Consider the following 14,903-nt stretch of genomic DNA (forward strand, 5'->3'; position numbering starts at 1 on the left):
GCGATCAGGACAATGATTGGGAACCTCGCCGGACGGGCCGCCCCTGACCCGCCCGCCCGGCCGCGACAAGGAGTCGGAACGACATGAGCGGTTGGAACCCCCCGCCCGCGCCCGGTGGCCCGCCGCCGGGCGGCCCGTACTACGGCCCGCCCGGACCCGCGCCCTACGCCCCGCCCCCGCCCCGCCGCTCCTCCGGGGCGGGCCTGATCATCGGGCTGATCATCGGTATCGGGCTGGTGCTCACCGTGCTCGTCGTGGTGGTCGTGGTGGTCATCGGGGCGACGAGCAAGCACTCGATCGACACCCCGCCCAGCGCGGGAGGCATGAGCCGGGACTACTCGACCGAGAGCCGGATCTCCTCGCAGATCAACTCCCAGCGCTCGATCATCCGCCGCGCCACCGGCTACCAGATCACCGACGTCAAGACCGCGGTGTACGGCGTGGGCTCGGAGAAGTACCTGTTCGTGGGCGGCACCGGCGAGTTCGACCCGGACGACCTCTACACCCGGTTCCGCAGCAGCGTGACCTCCGAGACCAGCAGCAACGTCTCGACGATCACGATTCCGATCTCGGACGCCGGCGGTGACGGGAAGGCCGTGTGCAGCTCCGTCCGCAACCGGCAGTCCTCGCTGGTGACCTACTCCACCGCGATCTGCGCCTGGGCGACCGGCAGCTCGTTCGGCACGATCATGCCGGTGCCCGACACCACCTCGCTGTCCACCGCCCGCAGCTACACCTACACCGCGGTCGCCGACACCATGCGCAGGATGCGGGCCGACATCGAGGACTGACCGCGGAGACGGCTCCGAGGCATGACCCCGGGAACGGTCCGGCCCGCTGGACGGCGTCCCCAGACCTCACGGCGCACGGCCGTCGGCCTGGGGGCGCCCTCCGGCACGCCTCAGAACGTCCCCCCAGGTCCTCTCCCCCGGTTCCCGTCCCGGCCGGGACTCAGGTCACCTGACGCCGGGTCGCCTCGCCGGGCAGGCTGGGGAGGATCGAAGGGAGGACGGGATGAAAGCGCTTGCCGTGCGCGCGGCCGGCCTGGCGGGAGCGTTCGCCGCCGGCGCGATGGCGGCGCATCTGGCGCACATCCCGCGCCTCGCCCGGCTCACCGCGGACCTGCAACGCTCCCGGGAACGGATCCTGGCCACCCGCGAGGAGGAACGGCGGCGGCTGCGCCACGACCTGCACGACGGGCTCGGCCCCACCCTGGCCGGGCTGGCCATGTCCCTGGACGCCGCCCGCCTCACCCTGGCCGGTGAACCGGAGCTGATCGGCCCGGTCCTCGGGGAACTGCGCGACCGCCTGGCCACCACGGTCGGCCAGATCCGCGAGCTGGCGCACGGGCTGCGCCCGCCCGCGCTGGACGACCTGGGGCTGGTGGCGGCGATCGAGGCGCTGGCCGACGGCTGCTGCGACCGGGTGGACGTACGGTTCGACGGCGACCGCGCCGACCTCCCGGCCGCGGTGGAGGTCGCCGCGTACCGCATCGTCGAGGAGGCCCTGGCCAACGTCCGCAAGCACGCCTCCGCGGGGGCCCTGCTGGTCCAGCTCGCCCGGGACGCCGACGACCTCACCATCATGATCGCCGACTCGGGTGTGGGTCTGCCCGAGCCGCCGCGCGGCGCCGGCCCGCCCCGGACCGGCGGGCTGGCCCGGATGCGCGAGTGGGCGGCCGAGGTGGGCGGCGGCTGCGCGGTGACCTCGCGGCCGGGAGCGGGCACCGTCGTCTCGGCGCGCCTGCCGCTGGCGGTGCCCGGCTACCATCGGGCTTTCACCGGCGAAGGCGAGCGGACATGAGCGCGGAGGGCATCAGGGTCCTCATCACCGATGACCACCCGGTCTTCCGGCAGGGCCTGCGCGGGCTGCTGGAGGCGCTGGGCGCGGAGGTCGTCGCCGAGGCCGAGTGCGGGCCGGACGCGGTACGGCTCGCCGCCGAGCTCCAGCCCGACGTGGTGGTGATGGACCTGCACATGCCGGGCGGCAACGGCATCGAGGCGACCCGGACCATCACCCGGACCAGCCCGCGGATCGGTGTGCTGGTCCTGACGATGTTCCGGGACGACGACTCGGTCTTCGCGGCCATGCGCGCCGGCGCCCGCGGCTACCTGCTCAAGGAGTCGGGGGCCGAGGAGATCGCCCGCGCGGTCCGGGCGGTGGCGGCGGGCGAGGCGATCTACGGTCCCGAGATCGCCCGCCGGGTGCTGGCCTACTTCACCGACATGCCCGACCCGCGGCAGACCGCGTTCCCGCAGCTGACCGAGCGGGAGCGGGAGGTGCTGGAGCTGATCGCGCAGGGCCGCGGCAACCAGGAGATCGCCGCGACGCTCTTCCTCAGTCCCAAGACCGTCCGCAACCACGTGAGCAACATCTTCATGAAGCTGCACGTCGCCGACCGGGCGCAGGCCATCGTGCTGGCCCGCGAGGCCGGTCTCGGCGACACGGCCCGCGACACCGCCCGCTGAGCGGCCCCACCGGCCGAGCCGCCCCTGAGCCGAGCCGCCCTGAGCGGGGCCGAGCGGGGCCGCCCCGCGCAGGGCCCGGGAACGCGGAACACCCCTCCGGGGAGGGGCGTTCCGGTGATCTTCTAGGGGCCGGTCAGTGCGTGGGCCGGCGGATCAGGCCGACTTCTCGCGGGGTTCGCGCTTGGTCCGCTCGCGCGGGACCAGCGTCGGGTTGACATGGGACAGGACGGCCTCGCGGGTGATGACGACCCGGGCGACGTCCTGCCGGCTCGGCACCTCGTACATCACCGACTGGAGGACCTCCTCCATGATGGCGCGCAGCCCGCGGGCGCCGGTGCCGCGCAGGATGGCCTGGTCGGCGATCGCCTCCAGGGCGTCGTCGCTGAACTCCAGGTCGACCCCGTCCAGCTCCAGCAGCCGGTGGTACTGGCGTACCAGGGCGTTCTTCGGCTCGGTCAGGATGTTGATCAGGGCTTCCCGGTCCAGGTTGTGCACGCTGGTGATCACCGGAAGCCGGCCGATGAACTCGGGGATCATGCCGAACTTCAGCAGGTCCTCGGGCATCACGTCGCCCAGGAAGGCCGACGCCTCGTCGAAGTCGGCCTTGGAGCGGATCACCGCGCCGAATCCCATGCCCTGCTTGCCGACCCGGGACTCGACGATCTTCTCCAGCCCGGCGAAGGCACCACCGCAGATGAACAGCACGTTGGTGGTGTCGATCTGGATGAACTCCTGGTGCGGGTGCTTGCGGCCGCCCTGCGGCGGAACGCTCGCCGTGGTGCCCTCCAGGATCTTCAGCAGGGCCTGCTGGACGCCCTCCCCCGAGACGTCCCGCGTGATCGAGGGGTTCTCGCTCTTGCGAGCGATCTTGTCCACCTCGTCGATGTAGATGATCCCGGTCTCGGCCTTCTTGACGTCGTAGTCGGCCGCCTGGATCAGCTTGAGCAGGATGTTCTCGACATCCTCACCGACGTACCCCGCCTCCGTCAGCGCCGTCGCGTCCGCGATCGCGAACGGGACGTTGAGAAGCTTGGCGAGCGTCTGCGCGAGCAGCGTCTTACCCGATCCGGTGGGACCCAGCAGCAGGATGTTCGACTTGGCCAGCTCGACCGCGTCGTCCCGCCCGCCGTCACCGGACTGGATGCGCTTGTAGTGGTTGTAGACGGCGACGGACAGTGCCTTCTTCGCCGTCTCCTGCCCGATGACGTAGGAGTCCAGGAACTCGTAGATCTCCCGCGGCTTGGGCAGGCTGTCCCACTTGAGGTCGGAGGTCTCGGAGAGCTCCTCCTCGATGATCTCGTTACAGAGATCGATGCACTCGTCGCAGATGTACACGCCCGGACCCGCGATGAGCTTCTTGACCTGCTTCTGACTCTTTCCGCAGAACGAGCACTTGAGCAGGTCACCACCGTCGCCGATGCGTGCCACCCAACTGTCTCCTTTTCGTGGGGCCGCCCGCCTTGGAGGATGCGGCGCAGCTCGGTTGCGTCCCGAAGGCTTTCGACGTTACCGCCTCCAACGGACTAGGTAAGCCCCTCGCCCGGTAGTACGACGACCGGGCTGAGGGTCTCCCAGGTCCGTGTGCCGTCTCAGGACGACACTACCTCGGCCTTGCGCTTCCTGCTGGCGAAGACATCGTCGATCAGACCGTACTCCTTGGCCTCGGCCGCGGTCAGGATCTTGTCGCGCTCGATGTCGCGCCGCACCTCTTCGATGCTCTTGCCGCTGTGGCGGGCCAGGATGTCCTCAAGCAGCTCGCGGATCCGCATGATCTCGCGCGCCTGGATCTCGATGTCGCTGGCCTGCCCGTAGCTGCCCTCGGTGGCGGGCTGGTGGATGAACACCCGCGAGTTGGGCAGCGCGGCCCGCTTGCCGGGGGAACCGGCCGCCAGGAGCACCGCGGCGGCCGAGGCGGCCTGGCCGATGCAGACGGTCTGGATCTCGGGCTTGACGAACTGCATCGTGTCGTAGATCGCCGTCATCGCGGTGAACGAGCCGCCGGGCGAGTTGATGTAGATGCTGATGTCGCGGTCGGGGTCGATCGACTCCAGCGTGATCAGCTGGGCCATCACGTCGTTGGCGGACGCGTCGTCGATCTGCACACCGAGGAAGATGATCCGCTCCTCGAAGAGCTTGTTGTACGGGTTCATCTCCTTGACCCCGTACGTGGTGCGCTCGACGAAGGAGGGAATGATGTAGCGGTTGTCGATCGGCATCGGGGAACCGCCCGCGTGCACGCCGGGCCGGGCCAGTTCACTGAAACCGGGTCGGATCAGATCGCTCACTGTATGCCTCCGATAGGAAATTGAGGTCGTCAGGAGACGGGGCCCTCGGAGGGCACCTGGTTGGCGCTGAGCACCACGTGGTCGACGAAACCGTAGTCCCGGGCCTCGTCGGCGGTGAACCAGCGGTCGCGGTCGGAGTCGCGCTCGATCTGGTCGAGCGGCTGCCCGGTGTGAATGGCGATCTTCTCGGCGAGCGTCTTCTTGACGTACAGCATCTGCTCGGCCTGGATCTTGATGTCGGAGGCGGTGCCGCCGATGCCGCCGGACGGCTGATGCATCATGATGCGGGCGTGCGGCAGCGCGTAGCGCTTGCCCGCCGCGCCGGCGCACAGCAGGAACTGGCCCATCGAGGCGGCCAGGCCCATGCCGACGGTCACCACGTCGTTGGGCACGTACTGCATGATGTCGTAGATCGCCATGCCGGCGGTCACCGAGCCGCCGGGCGAGTTGATGTAGAGGGTGATGTCGCGGCGGCCGTCCTCGGCGGACAGCAGCAGCAGCTCGGCGCAGATGCGGTTGGCGATGTCATCGTCGACCTGCTGGCCGAGGAAGACGATCCGCTCGCGCAGCAGCCGCTGGAAGAGCTGGTCGCCCAGAGGCAGCAGGGGCGCCTCGGCGACCCGCGCCTGGATCCGTGACGACTCGTCGAAAGTCGGAGGCATGCTCACCGGGTGTTCCTCCGGTCCTTTTATCGGTTCGGATGATTGGACATTAACGCGCCCCAGGGGCCGGTTAAGCCCCCAGGGCCTGCTTTTCGCTGGGGGCGTACCCGCGCATGGCGATCCCATGGGACGGGAAACGCCCCGTGCCCGGAAGGCGGGCAGGGGGCGTTTCCTGTGAACGGCGTGGCGCGCGGCGGGATCCCGCCCCGCAGGGGACGCGGGATCCTCGGGAACGGCGTCCGGGCGCACGCTCGGCTTCGGCTCAGGCGTCCTTGGAGGTGTTCTCCTCGGACTTGCCCTTGGCGGCCTCGGCCTCCTCGGGGGCCGCGGCCTCCTCGGAAGCCTCGGAAGCCGGGGCCTCGGTCTCGGCGGTCTCGGCGGTCTCGGCCTCGTCCTCGGTCTCGGTCTCGGCCTGGACGGTCTCGCCGCTCAGCTCGCGGCGGACGGCCTCGACGTCGATCTCGTTGCCGGACTCGTCCTTGACCGTGACGTGCTCGACCAGGAGGTTGAGCGCCTTGCTGCGCAGCACCTCGGAGACGATCGCCGGGAGCTGGTTGTTCTCGGTGAGGTACTCGGCGAGCTGCTGCGGCTGCACGCCCATCTGCATCGCCTGGGTGACGACGTACTCGCTGAGCTCCTCGTTCTCGACGCCGAGCTCCTCCTGGACGGCGAGCTGGTCGAGCACGAAGCCGCCCTTGACCGCCTGCCGGGCCGCGTCGGCGACCTCGGTGTCGAACTCCTCCTCGGTCTTCTCCTCGTCCTTGAGGTAGTCGGCCTTGGTCATCCCGGCCATCTGGAGCTGCTGCTCCAGCTGCTGGTTGCGGCGCTGGATCTCCTCGTCCACCACCTTGTCCGGCAGCGGGATGTCGACCTTCTCCAGCAGCGCCTCCAGCGCCTTGTCGCGCGCGTCGGAGAGCTGCTGCAGGCGGACCTGCCGGCCCAGCCGGGTGCGGACGTCCTCGCGCAGCTCCTCGATGGTGTCGAACTCGCTGGCCATCTGGGCGAAGTCGTCGTCCATCTCCGGCAGGTTCTTCACCTTGACGCTCTGCGCGGTGACGGTGATCTCGGCCTCCTCGCCGGCGCGCTCGCCGCCGACCAGGGTGCTGGTGAAGGTCGCGCTCTCCTCGGCCGACAGGCCCACCAGCGCCTCGTCCAGGCCCTCGATGGCCGACTTGCTGCCGACCTCGTAGGAGTAGCCGCTGGTGGAGGCGTCCTCGACGTCCTCGCCGTCGATCTTGGCGACCAGGTCGATGGTGGCGAAGTCGCCCTCCTGGATCGGCCGGTCGGCGGCGGTCAGCGAGGCGAACCGCTCGCGCAGGTTGCCGATGGTCTCCTCGACCTGCTCGTCGTCGACGACGGCGTCCTCGACCGTGACCTCGAGGCCGTCGTACTCGGGCACCTCGAACTTGGGCCGGATGTCGACCTCGGCGGTGAAGGCGAACTGGTTGCCGTCGTCGAGCTCGGTCACCTCCACCTCGGGCTGGCCGAGGACGAAGATCTCCGACTCCTCGACGGCACGGCCGTACAGCTCGGGAAGCGCGTCGTTGACCGCCTCCTGCAGGACCGCACCCCGGCCGACGTACTTGTCGATCAGCGGGGCGGGGACCTTGCCGGGCCGGAAGCCCTTGATCCGCACCTGCTGCGAGATCTCCTTGTACGCCTTGTCGAGGTTCGGCTTGAGCTCGTCGAACGGAACCTCGACGGTGAGCTTGACCCGCGTGGGGGTCAGCTCCTCGACATCGGTCTTCACTGGGGTTGGTCTCCTTGATCGGGCGCTGTCTCGGCCGCGGCGTTCGACGCGTACTCAGCCAGCCGGTCTCTCAGGCGGCAGGCACGGGCACGCCGTTCCTGTCTTCGGTCCGCGCCGTCGCGCGCCAAGTCTATGGGGTACGGGCGACGAGTGCCGACACCGCGCCCACCTGCCCCTCACCGACTTCCGGATCCGGGTGAGGGGACGGTCACTCACCGCACGAAGCGGCGTACCAGACGGACAACACCACCGTATCGACATCACCATTGTGTTGCGAGTGTGTGACATTGAGCATCGGCGCCCCCATAATCATGCGGGATGAACGGGATACTTGCCGCCTTCGGCGCAACCGGTCTGTACTACGCGGGTTTCGCGATCTTCAAACCGGCGGCCGACCGGATGGAACCGTTGCGGGGCGACCGGATCCGGCACATGATCCGCGTCATCCTGACGGACCCGGTGTTCCTCGCGGGCCTGGCCCTGGTGCTCGGCGGTCTCGCGCTGCAGATCCTGGCGCTGGCGGAGCTGTCGCTGGGCATCGCCGTACCGATCTTCATGTCCGGCGTCATCCTGCTGCTGCTGGTCGCTCTGGCCTTCTTCGGCGACCGGCTGACCGGCCGGGAATGGCTCAGCCTGGTGCTGATCGGCGCGGCGCTGCTGCTGATCACCGCCTCGATCGGGAACCCGCCGCCGATCCGCGCGGTGGACGTGCCGCTCTGGAAGCTGGCCGTGATCGTCGCCCCGGCGCTGGTGGTGCCGCTGGCACTCCTGCTGACCGGCGAGCACCGCCCGGACGGCCGGCACGCCCGCCCGATCACCGGAATCGGGTACGGGCTGGGCGCGGGCGTCCCCATCGGCACGGCCGAGCTGTGCGTCAAGGGCTGGAGCGACTCCGGCATCGGCGTCGGCAGCCTGCTCACGCCCTACCCGTACGTGACGGTGGCGGCGTCGGTGGTCGGCTTCGGCATCCTGATGATCGCCTTCCAGCGCTGCCGGGTCTCCATCGTGGCCACCGTGATGACGGTGAGCGCCAAGGCGCATCTGCTGGTGACCGGCAGCTTCATGTACGGGGAGCCCTGGCCGCAGGACATGCGGTACTTCGCGATGCGCCTCGGTGCGCTGGCGCTGGCCGCGATCGCGCTCCTCCAGTTCCCGCGGCACCGGCCCCTTCCAGAGCCCGAGGCCCCGGGCGTCCCGGAACAGGCGCGGTCCCGTGACCTCTTCGGCGACCCGGCGCCCGGGACCTCCCTGCTGGGCAGGTCCTCCTTCGGGCAGCCGCCGCCGGACCACGGCCCGCACGCCCGGCCGCCGTCCGCGCCGGGCCCGCACACCCCGCACACCCCGCACACCCCGCCCGGCTCGCCGCCGGACTGGCCGCCCGGGGGCCGCTCCGGGCCGCCCGCGCCGGATCGGAGCACGGGCCCGCACACCTTCGTCCCCGGTCCCCGTCCCGGCAGCGGCCCCGGCTCGTACGACGCCGGCGGCCCCACCCGGCCGCCCGCCCAGGACCCGCCCGGGCCCGGCCCTTACGCCCAGGACCCGCTCGGCCGCGGGCCCTACGGCCGGAACCCTTTCGAGGACGACGCGTACGAGATCCAGGAGCAGTCCGGCGGCGCTCCGCGTGGGGAGGGCGAGGACGGCCGGCGCCGGCCGCCGGGCCCCGGTGGGCACACCGGCCGCTGACCGTCCGGTTCCCTCGCCTCTCCGGTTGTTCCAACCTGGCTTGTTCCAGCTTTTTCACGGGCGCCTCGCGGCGTGCCCCGGTTACGGTCTGTCCGTATTCCGTGACACGCCGCGAGCAGCATCCCGGTGAACGGCGCGGGCGGTGCCGCTAGCGCCGGCGCCGGTCGTCCTTGCCGCCCGGCAGGCCCTTGTCGAGCCCGGCCCGCCGCAGCGCGTCGGCCATGGCGCCGCCCCCCGAGCCGCTGCCCGAGCCGCCGCCGGGACCGCCGCGGCTCCCGCCCTGGGCACCGCGTCCGCCGCCCTGGCCACCTCGTCCGCCCTGGGCACCGCGTCCGCCCTGACCTCCGCGTCCGCCCTGGCCGCCACCTCCGGCCTGGCCGCCGCGTCCGCCCTGGCGCTGTCCCCGGTCACGGGAGTCGCCGCGCCGGCCGCCCCGCTCGCCGCCCCGTTCGCCACCGGCCCGGGTGCCGTCATCGAGCCGCAGGGTGAGCGAGATCCGCTTGCGCCGCAGGTCCACGTCGAGCACCTTCACCCGGACGATGTCGCCCGGCTTGACCACCTCGCGCGGGTCCTCGACGAAGCGGTCGGACATCGCCGAGATGTGCACGAGCCCGTCCTGGTGCACGCCGACGTCGACGAACGCGCCGAACGCCGCGACGTTGGTCACGACCCCTTCCAGGACCATGCCGGGCTCCAGGTCGGCCGGCGTGTTCACGCCCTCCTTGAAGACCGCGGTCCGGAACGCCGGGCGCGGGTCGCGGCCGGGCTTCTCCAGCTCGGCCAGGATGTCGGACACGGTCGGCAGCCCGAAGGTGTCGTCGACGAAATCGGCCGGCCGCAAACCCCTGAGCACGGTGGTGTTGCCGATCAGGGTCGTGATGTCGGCGCCGGCCGCGTCGAGGATCCGGTGCACCACCGGGTACGCCTCCGGGTGCACGCTGGAGGAGTCCAGCGGGTCGTCGCCGCCCGGGATGCGCAGGAAGCCCGCGCACTGCTCGAACGCCTTGGGGCCCAGCCGGGGCACGTCCTTGAGCCCGGCCCGGGTCCGGAACGGGCCATGCGCGTCGCGGTGGGCGACGATGTTCTCCGCCAGCCCCTCGGCGATCCCCGACACCCGGGTCAGCAGCGGCGCGGAGGCGGTGTTGACGTCGACGCCCACCGCGTTCACGGCGTCCTCGACGACCGCGTCCAGCGAGCGCGACAGCTTCACCTCCGAGATGTCGTGCTGGTACTGCCCGACCCCGATGGACTTCGGGTCGATCTTGACCAGCTCGGCCAGCGGGTCCTGCAGCCGCCGCGCGATGGAGACCGCGCCGCGCAGCGAGACGTCCAGGTCGGGCAGCTCGCGGGAGGCGTAGGCGGAGGCGGAGTACACCGACGCCCCGGCCTCCGACACCATGATCTTGGTGAGCCGCAGGTCGGGGTGGCGCGCGATCAGGTCCGCGGCGAGCTTGTCGGTCTCCCGGGAGGCGGTGCCGTTGCCGATGGCGACCAGGTCGACCGCGTGGGCGCGGGCGAGCCGGGCCAGCGTCTCGACGGACTCGTCCCAGCGGCGCCGGGGCTCGTGCGGGTAGATCGTCTCGGTCGCCACCACCTTGCCGGTGGCGTCCACGACGGCGACCTTGACGCCGGTGCGCAGGCCGGGGTCCAGGCCCATGGTGGTGCGGGTCCCCGCGGGCGCGGCCAGCAGCAGGTCGCGCAGGTTGGCGGCGAACACCCGGACCGCCTCGTCCTCGGCCTCCTGCCGCAGCCGGGTGCGCAGGTCGATGCCCAGGTGGACCAGGATGCGGGTGCGCCACGCCCAGCGCACCGCGTCCAGCAGCCAGCGGTCGCCGGGACGGCCCCGGTCGGCGATGGCGAAGCGGCGGGCGATCTCGGCCTCGTAGGAGCTGCGCGCGCCCGGCTCGGGCTCCTCGCCGGTCTCCTCCGGCTCCAGGTCGAGGTCGAGGACCTCCTCCTTCTCCCCGCGGAACAGCGCGAGGATCCGGTGCGAGGGGAGCTTGGCGAACGGCTCGGCGAAGTCGAAGTAGTCGGCGAACTTCGCGCCCTCCTCCTCCTTGCCCGCACGGACCCGCGAGACCATCCGGCCCTGGTTCCACATGCGCTCCCGGAGCCCGCCGATCAGGTCGGCGTCCTCCGCGAACCGCTCGACCAGGATGGCGCGGGCGCCCTCCAGCGCGGCGGCCTCGTCGGCGACGCCCTTCTCGGCGTCGACGTAGCCGGCCGCCGCGGCGCCCGGCTCGTGCGAGGGGTCGTTCAGCAGCAGGTCGGCCAGCGGCTCCAGCCCGGCCTCGCGGGCGATCTGGGCCTTGGTCCGGCGCTTGGGCTTGTACGGGAGGTAGATGTCCTCCAGCCGCGCCTTGGACTCGGCGGCGGTGATCCGCGCCCGCAGTTCGTCGGTGAGCTTGCCCTGGGACTCGATCGACTCCAGGATCGCGGCGCGCCGCTCGTCCAGCTCGCGCAGGTAGCGCAGCCGCTCCTCGAGCGCGCGCAGCTGGGTGTCGTCGAGCGCGCCGGTGGCCTCCTTGCGGTAGCGGGCGATGAACGGCACCGTGGCGCCGCCGTCGAGCAGGTCGACGGCGACCCGCACCTGCCCCTCCCGGACGCCGAGCTCCGTCGCGATCCGCTCGGTGACCGGCGGGGCGGGCGGCACGGCGCCCGGCGCGGTGGCCGGGTCGTTGGGTGTCTGGCTGGTGGACGCAGTCACGATCTGGATTCGCTTTCTCCCCTGAAGTGTCGCCATGCATTGTCCAGGGATCGGGCGCGGTTGTCGCGTTCCCCTGGAAGGTCGGCCGGAGTCGTCACAGGGGTGGATCCTCCTCCGGCCAGGTGGGCCTACCACCACTGAGGTCCCCGGCGCCTCCCGCCAGAATGGGAGGGCCGGCGGCTCGCCGGCGGGGTTGGGGACGTTCGGGAGGCAGCGATGATCGACGGTGACCGTGGCGGCGAGGTCGTCCGGACCGGCCTTCTCACCTGTGTCCGGGGGCTGGTCCAGGTGGTCGTGGCGCAGGCGGTGTGCATCCCCCTGTTCGTGCTGACGGTCCTGTCGATCGCCTTCATCCCGCTGGGCGTCGGGGTGGTGCTGGCCCCGGTCGTGCTCCTGGCCGTGCGGGGGGTGGCCAACACCCAGCGCGTGTGGGCGGCGGAGTGGTCGGGGGTGCCGATCCCGGTGCCGTACCGGCCCGAGCCGGACACGCGCTCACCGTTCCGGCGCCTGTGGTGGCTGCTGCGGGACCCGGCGACCTGGCGGGACGTGCTGTGGACGGTGGTGAACATCCCGCTCGGCCTGCTGCTGGGGCTGCTGCCCGCGGCGATGCTCGTCTACGGCCTGGAAGGGGTCCTCGTCGCGCCCTGGCTCGGTCGGATCACCTTCTACGGCTGGGGCCCGTTCTGGCCGGTGGACCGGTTCGGCCCGCTGAGCGTGGCGGCGGCCGTGGCGCTGGGCGCGGCGCTCACGGCGTTCTCGTTCAAGGCGGGGCCGCTGGTCCTCAAGGGGCACGCCCTGTTCGGGCAGTCCCTGCTGGCGCCGGCGCGCACGACGCTGGCCCTGCGGGTGCGGGAGCTGGCCGAGACGCGCTCGGAGACCGTGGACGCCTCGGCGGCCGAGCTGCGGCGGATCGAGCGGGACCTGCACGACGGCGCGCAGGCCCGGCTGGTCGCGCTGAGCATGAACATCGGGCTGGCCGAGGAGCTGATGAAGCGGGATCCGCGGGCCGCCCAGGAGCTGCTGGCGGAGGCCCGTTCGGCCAGCGGCCGGGCGCTGAGCGAGCTGCGGGACCTGGTCCGCGGCATCCACCCGCCGGTGCTGGCCGAGCGGGGGCTGGACGGCGCCGTCCAGGCGCTGGCGCTGACCCTCCCGCTGCCGGTGGACGTGCGGATCGACCTTCCCGGGCGGGCGGAGGCCCCGGTGGAGTCGGCGGCCTACTTCGCCGTGGCCGAGATGCTGGCCAACATCGCCAAGCACAGTGCCGCGACCCGTGCCTGGATCCAGATCGAGCACGCCCGGGACCGGCTGCTGATGATCGTCGGCGATGACGGGACCGGCGGCGCCGATCCCGCCGCCGGCGGGGGCATGCGCGGTATCGAACGGCGGCTGGCCGCTTTCGATGGGACGATGGCGGTCACCAGCCCACCGGGCGGGCCCACCATCGTGACCATGGAGCTGCCGTGCGCGTTGTCATCGCCGAGGACCTCGCCCTCCTCAGGGACGGGCTGATCCGGCTGCTCGAGGCGTTCGGCTTCGAGGTCGTCGAGGCGGTCGACAACGGGCCCTCGCTGCTGCGGGCCCTGACCGCGCACCGCCCGGACGTGGCGGTGGTGGACGTGCGGCTGCCGCCGACCTTCACCGACGAGGGGCTGAAGGCCGCACTGGAGGCCCGCGAGCAGGTCCCAGGGCTGCCGGTGCTGGTGCTGTCCCAGCACGTCGAGCAGCTGTACGCGCGCGAGCTGCTCTCCGACAGCTCCGGCGGCATCGGCTACCTGCTGAAGGACCGGGTGTCGGATGTGAGCCAGTTCGTGGACGCGGTACGGCGGGTGGCCGGCGGGGGCACCGCGCTGGACCCGGACGTGGTGGCGCAACTGCTGACCCGGCACGCCCGCGAGGAGCCGCTCCAGGCGCTGACCCCCCGCGAGCGCGAGGTGCTCGGGCTGATGGCCGAGGGGCGGTCGAACGCCGCGATCGCCTCCAGCCTGTTCGTGACCGAGAAGGCCATCAGCAAGCACACCAACAACATCTTCAGCAAGCTGGGGCTGCCTCCGTCCGAGGACGACAACCGCCGGGTTCTCGCCGTCCTGGCGTACCTGGGCGCCTGACCGCCGCCCGCTCTGGCCTCCGTCCCCGTGTCCCCGTGTCCGGTGGGTCGGTGGGTCGCGCGTCCCCGTGGCGGCGGGTCAGCGGGCCCAGAGCGGGACGATCCGTTCGTCGTCCTTGGGTGCGAGGTCGCACGGCTCGCCCCCGACTCCGGAGGGGTTGTAGGCCCGCGCCCCGGCCGGTGCCGTGACGATGGCCGCGAAGCCCTCCTCGGTGGTCACCTGGCGGGGCACGTCGGCCGGGAGGACCACGGTGTCGCCCGGCCCGACGCCGAGGCCGCGCCCGCCGAGATCGATGGTCGCGCTCCCTTCCAGGAAGCTCCACACCTGCTGGGTGTCGAAGGCGTGCAGGGGTCCCCGGCGGCCGGGGGTCATGTCCACGCGCCAGACGGCCATCACCGCGTCCCCCTGGGTGGGCGAGGCCAGCGTGGTCATCACTCCGTTGGGCGTCTCGGTACGGCGGCATTCGGCATGGCGGATGAGGGTCATCTCCCACGGCTCCCTAAGATAGACAAAGAGGTTGTCGATTGATCGGTCCCCATATAGTCAATGAGGTTGTCTTTTATGTCAAGTGACGCCGAACGACCGGCCGGGCCGGGCTTCGAGCTCCCGCTGCGGATGCTCATGGCGTTCCGCGCGGCCATCGACGAGGTGCACGCGGAACTCGCCCGCGAGGGCCATCCCGACCTGCGCCCGATGCACGGGTTCGTGTTCCAGGCGATCGGGCCGCACGGCACGACCGCGGTGGAGCTGGGCCAGCGGCTGGGCATCTCCAAGCAGGCCGCGGGCAAGACCGTCGAGACGCTGGAACGGCTGGGGTACGTCGAGCGCGCCGCCGACTCCCGGGACGCCCGCCGCAAGGTCGTCCGGCTCACCGGGCGCGGCGTCGACTCGCTGGCGCGCTCGGCCGCCGCCTTCGAGCGCGTCAGGGCCCGCTGGAGCGGGGAACTGGGCGAGGAACGGTTGCGCGCCCTGGAGGGCGACCTGCGCCGGCTCGCCCCCGGGGACCTCTTCCGGCTGGACGTCCCGGGCTGGTTCGGGAGCGGCTGAGCGGCGCCGGGCGGGGCGGAGATTTTTTCCGGGCAGGATCGCGGCGGGGCCGACCGTACGTCCGCAGGCCGCCGCGCAGACCACCGCGCCCGCGCCGCACGAGCCCCGCCACCAGCGGCTCCCGGCCCCTTGCCGCCCTTCCGGGGCCCGGTTAGCATCGGGCCAATTCTTAGGAAACTTTCCTAAGAGAGCGGGG

13 protein-coding genes are annotated in these 14,903 nt (G+C 71.8%); 7 read left to right on the top strand and 6 right to left on the bottom strand.

Features of this window, described 5'->3' with window-relative positions; translation table 11 throughout:
- Positions 1–83 precede the first annotated feature (83 nt).
- The 3 genes from IW256_RS27725 (at position 84) to IW256_RS27735 (ending at position 2,468) form a co-directional block, all read left to right on the top strand.
- Positions 84–791, top strand: coding sequence for a hypothetical protein (locus IW256_RS27725; protein ID WP_197013744.1), 708 nt, complete (start codon positions 84–86; stop codon positions 789–791).
- 223 nt (positions 792–1,014) lie between these two features.
- Positions 1,015–1,803, top strand: a complete 789-nt coding sequence (locus IW256_RS27730; RefSeq protein ID WP_197013745.1) for a sensor histidine kinase — start codon at positions 1,015–1,017, stop codon at positions 1,801–1,803.
- On the top strand, positions 1,800–2,468 hold the full coding sequence (locus tag IW256_RS27735) for a response regulator transcription factor (RefSeq protein ID WP_197013746.1): 669 nt from the start codon (positions 1,800–1,802) through the stop codon (positions 2,466–2,468). The genes IW256_RS27730 and IW256_RS27735 overlap by 4 nt, the downstream gene beginning before the upstream one ends.
- A 153-nt stretch (positions 2,469–2,621) precedes the next feature.
- On the opposite strand, the gene clpX is transcribed toward IW256_RS27735, so the two are convergent.
- The 4 genes from clpX to tig form a co-directional block, all read right to left on the bottom strand.
- Positions 2,622–3,896, bottom strand: a complete 1,275-nt coding sequence (gene clpX / locus IW256_RS27740; protein ID WP_197013747.1) for an ATP-dependent Clp protease ATP-binding subunit ClpX — start codon at positions 3,894–3,896, stop codon at positions 2,622–2,624.
- A 161-nt stretch (positions 3,897–4,057) separates the two neighbouring features.
- On the bottom strand, positions 4,058–4,684 hold the full coding sequence (locus IW256_RS27745; protein ID WP_197016605.1) for an ATP-dependent Clp protease proteolytic subunit: 627 nt from the start codon (positions 4,682–4,684) through the stop codon (positions 4,058–4,060).
- Positions 4,685–4,782: 98 nt separating this feature from the next.
- Positions 4,783–5,415, bottom strand: coding sequence for a ClpP family protease (locus tag IW256_RS27750; RefSeq protein WP_231405283.1), 633 nt, complete (start codon positions 5,413–5,415; stop codon positions 4,783–4,785).
- Between the two features lie 262 nt (positions 5,416–5,677).
- On the bottom strand, positions 5,678–7,165 hold the full coding sequence (tig, locus tag IW256_RS27755; protein ID WP_197013748.1) for a trigger factor: 1,488 nt from the start codon (positions 7,163–7,165) through the stop codon (positions 5,678–5,680).
- Positions 7,166–7,483: 318 nt separating this feature from the next.
- Here tig and IW256_RS27760 point away from each other — a divergent pair, with 318 nt between their 5' ends.
- A complete protein-coding gene (locus IW256_RS27760) occupies positions 7,484–8,848 on the top strand; it encodes a hypothetical protein (protein WP_197013749.1) in 1,365 nt (454 codons plus the stop codon).
- A 148-nt stretch (positions 8,849–8,996) separates the two neighbouring features.
- Here the strand turns inward: IW256_RS27760 and IW256_RS27765 are convergent, their stop codons facing one another.
- Positions 8,997–11,501: a Tex family protein gene (locus IW256_RS27765; RefSeq protein WP_307829409.1), complete on the bottom strand. Its 2,505-nt coding sequence runs from the start codon at positions 11,499–11,501 to the stop codon at positions 8,997–8,999.
- A gap of 270 nt (positions 11,502–11,771) precedes the next feature.
- Between IW256_RS27765 and IW256_RS27770 the strand changes: the two genes are divergently transcribed.
- Together IW256_RS27770 and IW256_RS27775 are read left to right on the top strand one after the other, a co-directional pair.
- The gene (locus tag IW256_RS27770; RefSeq protein ID WP_197013751.1) at positions 11,772–13,064 is read left to right on the top strand and encodes a sensor histidine kinase; all 1,293 of its coding nucleotides are present in this window, start codon (positions 11,772–11,774) and stop codon (positions 13,062–13,064) included.
- Positions 13,016–13,660 (top strand): LuxR C-terminal-related transcriptional regulator, encoded by a 645-nt coding sequence (locus tag IW256_RS27775; protein ID WP_197013752.1) that lies wholly within the window; start codon positions 13,016–13,018, stop codon positions 13,658–13,660. The genes IW256_RS27770 and IW256_RS27775 overlap by 49 nt, the downstream gene beginning before the upstream one ends.
- A 78-nt stretch (positions 13,661–13,738) precedes the next feature.
- Here the strand turns inward: IW256_RS27775 and IW256_RS27780 are convergent, their stop codons facing one another.
- The gene (locus IW256_RS27780) at positions 13,739–14,146 is read right to left on the bottom strand and encodes a cupin (RefSeq protein ID WP_197013753.1); all 408 of its coding nucleotides are present in this window, start codon (positions 14,144–14,146) and stop codon (positions 13,739–13,741) included.
- Positions 14,147–14,221: 75 nt separating this feature from the next.
- Here IW256_RS27780 and IW256_RS27785 point away from each other — a divergent pair, with 75 nt between their 5' ends.
- Positions 14,222–14,707 (top strand): MarR family winged helix-turn-helix transcriptional regulator, encoded by a 486-nt coding sequence (locus IW256_RS27785; RefSeq protein WP_197013754.1) that lies wholly within the window; start codon positions 14,222–14,224, stop codon positions 14,705–14,707.
- Positions 14,708–14,903 lie beyond the last annotated feature (196 nt).

Source organism: Actinomadura viridis (assembly GCF_015751755.1).
Taxonomy (GTDB): Bacteria; Actinomycetota; Actinomycetes; order Streptosporangiales; family Streptosporangiaceae; genus Spirillospora; species Spirillospora viridis.